Consider the following 7,639-nt stretch of genomic DNA (forward strand, 5'->3'; position numbering starts at 1 on the left):
CCGGGACTTTGAATTCGACTTCTTCGTCTATCCAGTCGAAGCTTCCATTCAGACGCTCTGAAGCAACCAGTTCAGCGCCGGAACCCTGGCAAAGGATGTTCCATTGAATGCCCCGATCCGAACGCAAATCCTGCGCTTGCGCTCGAAAGTGCAGTCGATACGTGCCAGGCCCCAGCATCAGCCATTGACTCAGAGGAATAGTCTGCACGCGGCGGCCAAGAAAGGTCACTTTGACGGCAGAGTGGCCGCTGACTCCTGCTCCTGCGCTGCGCTCAACGATGACGCCCGCCGAGCTTGCCATGCGCCAGTCAAACCCGATCCCGCTGGGTGCCGTTTCGAATCCGCCGTTGTAGACATTGGCCAGACGGCGGTCTTTGCCCAAAACGATCTTGCCGGCCCAGCGCGCATAGGCTTCGCCCCAGGCACCGTGGCTGGCCAAACGATCAATCCACTTGCCAAAGTCGGCGTTGCTCAGACCTTCCTTTCTCAACAGAGCGGATAGAACATGACCGCTGGCCTCGGACTCGGTGTTCGCCAGCAAGGCATTGATCAACCCATTTCCCCACGCCGGTTTCCGCGCCAGCTCGGTGGCCAATGCGTCGGCGAACTCGGGGCGCTCGGCCAGCTTGATCAACAACGGAAACAATTGCGAGCTCTGATCTGGCGCCAGGCGCAGGATCTTGTCAATGCTGGTGAGCCCTTCCGAATAGTGGCCCTGCGCCAGTTGCTCGCCAGCCAGCCAGGCGCGCGCGTTGAGATCCCGCGGGGCGCGGCGCAACGAGATCGCTCGCAGCCGCTCGGCTTGCGATGTCTCGCCTTTCGCTTGGGCGGCTTCGGCGAGAATGGCGAATCCTTCACCTCTCAGCGGCTCGACCGACAAAAGTCTGCGCGCGGTTTGTGCGGCGGCGTCAGGGCCATCGTGTTCGAGCTGCTTGCGCGCGAGTCCAAGCAACGCATCCGGATTGTTGCTCTGCCACGCCAATGCCTGCTGAGGCTCGTCGGCGGCAAGACGATCAGACATGCCGCCGACGACAACACGCCAGGCGGCGATCCCCGCCAATACGATGACTGCCAGCCACAGGCAGAGCCGAAGCGGCAATCTCATTGCGAAGGCGCAACTTCGAATCGGGTGATCTTCCAGTCTCCCTCGTGCCAACTCATATCGAGATAGAGCTTGCCCGATTCGGCGGCAATCCTTTGCGAGTTCACATGGTAGTTCGCGCGCAGGGCAACGGTTGTGTCGGTGACGCGCCATTGCGGGGGATCAAGCGTGAATCGATCAATGACAATCTCCTGATTCCGCGCCTGCAAGGCATTTCGCTCGCGCTCGACGATGCGTTGGTCCTGCTTGTCGCTCCACGCCGAAATCTGATTTTCCCGACTTCCAAAGTAGTTGACCATCGTGGTCACACGATCACGGGCGAGCTCAAATCTTGACAGTGCGCTCGCCGTCACGACGGGCGCCTTCGCGGCGGTACTTGCCGATGGCCTGCCGGCGCGAACGGCATCGCTATCGGCACTCTCGGCAACCAATGACTGCGGCTTTTGCTGGCGCTCCTCGGATACGTCGGTCAGTTGAGCATGAACCATCCCGGCGATTGGCGTCGCCATGGGGCGCGCGTCGGTGTTGCCCTGCTCGGCGGCATTCGGCAACGCTGCGACAGGCAAAGCTTTCGCCTCGGCCGATGAGGCGATGGCAACTACCTTGATCGCATCGTCAGGCAGCTCGGCCGTGGGCTTGGCAGGTGAGCGCGGCTTGACCGGCTCCTTCGCCACGAGCGCGACCCTGGGAGGGATCGGCGTTGACCTGGTCGGCTCAACGTGTTGCAACGGCGGAGGTTGCGATCTTTCCTTGTCGGCCGCAGCAACCGCGTGCCGAGTCATGACGGGCCGCACCGGCGCAATGGCTTCGCGCTGCTTGGCTTTCGCTTCAGCACTGTTTACCGGATTCGATACCGCAACCTGATCGTGCGCCGCCCTGCGCACAGAGGCATCGGCGCTGCTTGCCGCCGTCGGCTCAGCCAGAGGCGTGACATTGCTCGTCGGCTTGCGCTGGTCAGTGATTGGCAAAACAGCACGATCGGCATCAAGCTTCACGACACCTTCGTTCGGCGCAGGCGGTGCGTCGTCCAATACCGGAGTCGGCTGCATCCGCGCATTCGCCGCACCCTCCTTGCGCTGCTCAGCTTCTACCGCGAACGGAATTCTTGGCCGAATCGAAGAGTCCGAATTCTTCGCATTCATCGCCACGCCGTTGGGGTCCACTCTGTCTTGTCGCGTCGAAGCCAGATAGACCAATACCGCGCAGCAAGCGAGCAGACCGCCAATGGCAACTTTCTTGAGCCAACCGGTCGACGAGGTGTTGATCGGCTCCGCTGTCCATGCGGGGGCCTGAACGATTGATCGGTGCTCGCCACCCGAAACCGGCTCGCTGATTGAGGCCAGTCGAGTTCGATCGTATTCATCGCGCGAAGCTTCGTTGCGCAGCTGCTGCCAGGCCCAATTGACCTTGGTTGAAAGCACCGCCTCCCAATCCTCGCCACGACGATCGGGGTGCAGCCAGCGCTGCAGCCACACATGATGTTCGCGAATCTCCTGGGCGCCGGCGTTGGCAGCGACGCCGAAGATGCGATAAGCATCGGTCCCCGGCTCGAACAGGACTTGCTGGAGAAAAAAGCGGACGGCCTCAAGAATCGTCTCTTCGGATTCCGAAAACCTCTCAGCCGCCTCGCTCAATTGAGGCTGTGAGGCGGACGCGATCTGGATGGCAAGGCCGAGGTTTTTCGGCAACGGTCGTTCGCGCAGGGCAAATCTCTGAATCGGTGCCTGGTGCAGGGCCAAAGCCAGTTCCAGGGCATCCATGCTCATTAGCGCGCCTTGCCATCAAGCAGTTTCTGAGAGCCTCCGTAGGCGTAATAACCCTCGTACTCATAGCCGTAACCGCTGGCCTTGGCATCGTACTGGGTCAACAGAACGCCAATCAGGCGTGCACGGGTTACGCGCAATCGCTTGATCGCCGCTTGAGCCGAGGTAATCTTCGACGTGCCGGAGCGAATAATCATCAGGGTACCGCCCGCCGCGTTGGCCAGGATCGGCGCATCGGCAATGCCGAGTACCGGAGGACCATCGATGATGATCTGGTCGTACTTCTGCGCGGCAATCAGCAACAGGGATACCAGGCGCGAGCCAGCCAGCAGCTCGGTCGGACTTGGCGGCAGCGGACCGGACAGGATCACATCGAGATTTTTGTTGTCCGATTTCGTCACCGCCTGATCGAAGGTCTTGGCGCCGGACAGCAGACTGCTCAATCCGTCAGTGGCAATCAGGCCGGTTACCTTGGCCAGTGACGGGTTGCGCAGATCACCTTCAATCAACAACACACGCTTGCCGAGCTGGACAAAATTCTGCGCCAGGGTCAGTGCCGAGGTCGATTTGCCTTCACTCGCGGCCGGGCTGGTGATCAGAAGGACCTTGGGCACGCCGCTGTCAGTGGAAAACTGCAGGGCCGTACGCACCGATCTGTAGCTTTCTGAAAACGCGGACCTCGGATCGTTGAGCGCCTCGCGCGGGGTCAGCTTGGTCAGCTTCGGAATGATACCGAGCACCGGCAATTTCAGATGATTCTCGATGTCCTGTGGTGACTTCAGCGAGTCGTCGATGTATTCCAGCAACAGGGCAATCATGACGCCGAGCATCACCCCAAGCAGAAAGCCGAGCATCAGATTGCGCGATAGATTGGGCGCGAAGCGTGACATTGGCACCTGGGCACGATCAATGATCGAGATATTGCTTGGCTTTGCCCCACCGGCCATGCCGACTTCCTTGTAGCGTTGCAACAAGGCGTTGTAGAGCTGCCGATTGGTATCGACGTCACGCTTGAGGATGTTGTACTGAATGCTTCGACCATCAGCCTCCAGTGTTTGCGTGCGCAAGCTGTCGAGCTGGGCTTCGAGCATCGTTTCCTGGCTTACCGCAGCATCGTACTCGGCCTTGACCGAGGCACGGATATTCTTCAGCTCGTTATCGATCTGCTTGCTGACTTCGTCTATCTGGCTCTTCAGCGAGAGCATCTCCGGGTACTCCGGCTTGAAGGTCTGCAGTTTCTGCTGGTACTGGCCCTGCAGTTGGGCGCGCTGCTGCTGCAAGGTGCGCAGAATCGAATCGGTCAGCATGTCCGCCGGCAACGCTGCTCCAGAGACCTTGCTCGCCTCTTGCCAGCGGGCTTCCGCTCGAATACGTTGCTCCTGCGCCTTGGCTTTCGAAGCATTGAGGTCGGCCAGGTTCTGGCCAACCAGTGAGGTGCCATCCGCGCTGGGAACGATGTTCTCCTTTTGCGCGAAGGCGACCAGAGAGCGCTCGGATGTCTCCAGCCGTGATTTCAATTGGGCGAGCTGATCTTCGAGATATTTCTTGGCATAGGAGGAGGCACCGAACTGCCTGTCCATGCTTGAAGCGATGAAGCCATCGGCAACCGCATTGGCCACGCGCGCTGAAAAGGCCGGCAACATGCTGTCGTAGCTGACCCGCACCAGATGCGAATCGCGAATCGGATCTACGGATATTCCGCCCTGGACCAGGCCAGTCGCCCAGCGCAATCGCTTCAAGGCATCCCCGGCAGCATTTTTATCTGGCGCAGAACTGCCATCATCAGCGTTCGTGTCGCCAGCGGCCTCAGGTTCTTTCGGCCCCAGCGGCAACTCCTTGACCCGTGAATCCGGATTCAGCAACTCGCCGAGACGCTGGCTCCAGGTGGGCGGCGTCAACTGCTCGAAAATGTTGCTGTTGGCAAGATTGAGGTCCTCGGCAACACGCTCGGCGAGCGAGCGGCTTTGCAGCAACTCGTACTGGGTCTGATTGAAATCAGGATCCCAGCCACCCATGGGCGTGATGCCTTGCACCTGCATGACCTGGACACTCTCGGTGTCGATCTGCATGGTCACGGTGGCGCGGAATGTGGGCGGCGTCAGCAGGGTTCGAACAAGGGCGATGGCAACCACCACCACAACAATGCCCGCAATCAGCCAACGGCGCTTGACCAGCATGCGCCAGTAGGCAAGCAGGTCGATTTCGTCGTCGGAATCCTGGTTGCTGCCATCAACCGATGTGGTCAGAACAGAGTGCGACTCCGCCTGAACCGGCATGCGCCGATCGATGCCGTCCGGCCCAAAGCGATTTTGTACCGGCAGATTGTTGCCGCCGCCAGCCGGCGTTGCCGGAAGATTGTCACGATCCATGGAGATCTACGTTTCCTCGCAATCTTTCAAACACTAGAGCAGAAAGAACAGGCCCAAGGCCGGCACGGCCTTGATGAAATTCTGAAACGCCGATTTGCGTGTCGAATTGGGGACAACCACGATATCGTCGCCATACACCTGAGGATCTTCCGCAGCACCGGAACTGATCGCACTCACGTCAAAAACCGCAGCCATCTTCTTGCCGTCCACCTGACGGAAGATGAGGACGTTGTCAGTCTTGGCCAGATCATCAAAGCCGCCGGCAATGGCCACGGATTGGAGCAAGGTAGTCTTGCCGGTCAAGGAATAGATCCCGGGCTTCTTGAACGAACCCTGCATCGTGATCCTCTGACTTGTATATTCCTTCACAAAAACAGTTACTTGCGGGTTCTGCAGATAGGTCTTCTCCAGACTCGCACCGATATCCTTCTCCAGCTCGGGGATCGTGCGCCCACCGGCCTGGATGCCGCCAATCAGCGGCAATGATATCTGGCCATTCGAGTTGACCCGCACCGCCCTGTTCAAATCGGGTACACCGAAAACGGTGATTTCGAGCAAATCCTGGGCGCCAATCCGGTAATCCGTGCCGCCCTCGTAAGCACCTGTCGCGCTGGTCGTGTCCGGCGGCGGCAGAGCGCTCCCGGTCGGCGTACTGCGCACAGCAGGGCTTGAAGCACATGCCGCCAGCAGGGTCGTCAAAACAAAAATCGCCAGAATTCTGGGTAAAAAACCGCTCATTCGCATTCTTCCGCGCATAGATCTCGCTATTGTGCGCCAATCAGACGCTTCCAGAAACCACCCGATGATTTTGGAGGCGCTGAAATCCACGGCAATGGCGGAAGCGCCTCAGGCGCAATGTCTTCGACAATTCCCTGCGGCCGGGTCACCACCATGTGGTGCGCCTCAGCCTCACCCACACGTCTCGCGGCGGCATCACGGCCCTCCGAGAGAATCGGCGGGCGTCGCCGTGGATGATGCGCATCCGTGGCGAGGATATGCACACAGCCCTCATCGAGCATGCGTTCAGACCAGTACAACGGCCTGCGGCCAAATTTCCCCGCAACACTCGCAGCCGTCAGCTGCATCCATACACCGCGATCGACCAGACGCTTGAAGATCGCGTAGTGATCCTCGATCCACGAAAGCCGTTCAGGATGCGTGATGACGGGAATATAGCCACCGGCCATCAGCTCGAACACCGACTCCTCAAAACGCGGCGGCGCGACATGATGCGGCGGTTCGAGCAGCAAATAGCGTGTTCCGCCGATGGTTGGGACACGGCCATTGCGAATGGATTCCGTCAGACCCGGCTCAAGATGAACATCCGCGCCAACCAGCAGACGCAGCGGAATATCACGTGAATCCAGCTCAGCCTGAAGAGCATCGACACCGGCACGAATCCCGGCTGCCGTATTTTCGTAAAGCCCCGGGTAGATATGCGGCGTACACGCAAGCGTATGCACGCCATCGGCTACTGACAGACGCGCCATTTCCAGCGACATCTCCAGATCGACTGATCCATCGTCGATTCCGGGCAACATGTGGCAATGCAAATCAAACATGGGTTTGGATCAAGTTTTGAATACAGCGCACCAGCTTACCAAAGGCAAGCCCCCTCACCGAAAAGTCGACGACCTGCGACATATTTTTGCATTGCAAGGATCTCGCCAACCACTGCCGCTACATGGCGCAGTGCAAGGCATGCATTTGCGCTGCGTAGTGGAAAACAACCGATAAAGGTTGGTAGCACGCGAAACTCAAAATTTCCCGTCGCCCCTGAGCAGGCAGGAGCCCAGCACCCCATCGCTCTATTGTTTCTTTGCTCTCGCAAGACAAAGCAAAGCAAAGTCACTGGGCCCCTGCCTTCGCAGGGGCGACGAGCGTGTGGAGGTCACTGGGCCCCTGCCTGCGCAGGGGCGACGAGCGTGTGGAGGTCACTGGACCCCTGCCTGACCAGCCAGTCGGCTGTTGAAAACCGCAGGGGCGACGGGCGCGTGGAGGTCACTGGGCCTCCTGCCTGACCAGCCAATCGGCTGTTGAAAACCGCAGGGGCGACGAGCGTGTGGAGTTCGCTGGACCCGTGGCCTCGGCGCAACTGAGGCTGTACTGACCCTACCGAAAAAATAGAGCCGACGAGACGATGGCCTGGGCTTCCGACGAACTGTTGACCTACGCAAATACATGGCGCGGTGCAAGGCATGCATTTGCGCTGCGTAGTGGAAAACAACCGTTAAAGGTTGATAGCACGCGAAACTCAAAATTTTCCCGATAGGGGTCGGGAAGGCTCATCACCTCCCCGCCCTCCGAACCGTGCGTGCGGTTCTCCCGCACACGGCTCTCCAGTTGGTGGTTGCTTCATCGAGATCGGCACGCCAAGGCATGGGCTTGGGTTAACGTGAAAAGCC

General features: G+C 59.5%; 5 protein-coding genes. All 5 read right to left on the reverse strand.

The window, feature by feature from the left end:
- Positions 1-1,105, reverse strand: a 1,105-nt coding sequence (locus VFN25_RS11610) for a hypothetical protein (protein WP_325142057.1), incomplete at its 3' end; no start/stop codon positions are given.
- Positions 1,102-2,868, reverse strand: coding sequence for a DnaJ domain-containing protein (locus VFN25_RS11615; protein WP_325142059.1), 1,767 nt, complete (start codon positions 2,866-2,868; stop codon positions 1,102-1,104). The genes VFN25_RS11615 and VFN25_RS11610, both read right to left, overlap by 4 nt.
- Positions 2,868-5,234 (reverse strand): GumC family protein, encoded by a 2,367-nt coding sequence (locus VFN25_RS11620; protein WP_325142061.1) that lies wholly within the window; start codon positions 5,232-5,234, stop codon positions 2,868-2,870. The genes VFN25_RS11615 and VFN25_RS11620 overlap by 1 nt, the downstream gene beginning before the upstream one ends.
- 33 nt (positions 5,235-5,267) lie before the next feature.
- On the reverse strand, positions 5,268-5,972 hold the full coding sequence (locus VFN25_RS11625) for a polysaccharide biosynthesis/export family protein (RefSeq protein WP_325142063.1): 705 nt from the start codon (positions 5,970-5,972) through the stop codon (positions 5,268-5,270).
- 26 nt (positions 5,973-5,998) lie between these two features.
- A complete protein-coding gene (locus VFN25_RS11630) occupies positions 5,999-6,796 on the reverse strand; it encodes a tyrosine-protein phosphatase (RefSeq protein WP_325142065.1) in 798 nt (265 codons plus the stop codon).
- Positions 6,797-7,639: the final 843 nt, after the last annotated feature.

This window comes from Dokdonella sp. (assembly GCF_035703485.1).
GTDB lineage: Bacteria > Pseudomonadota > Gammaproteobacteria > Xanthomonadales > Rhodanobacteraceae > Dokdonella.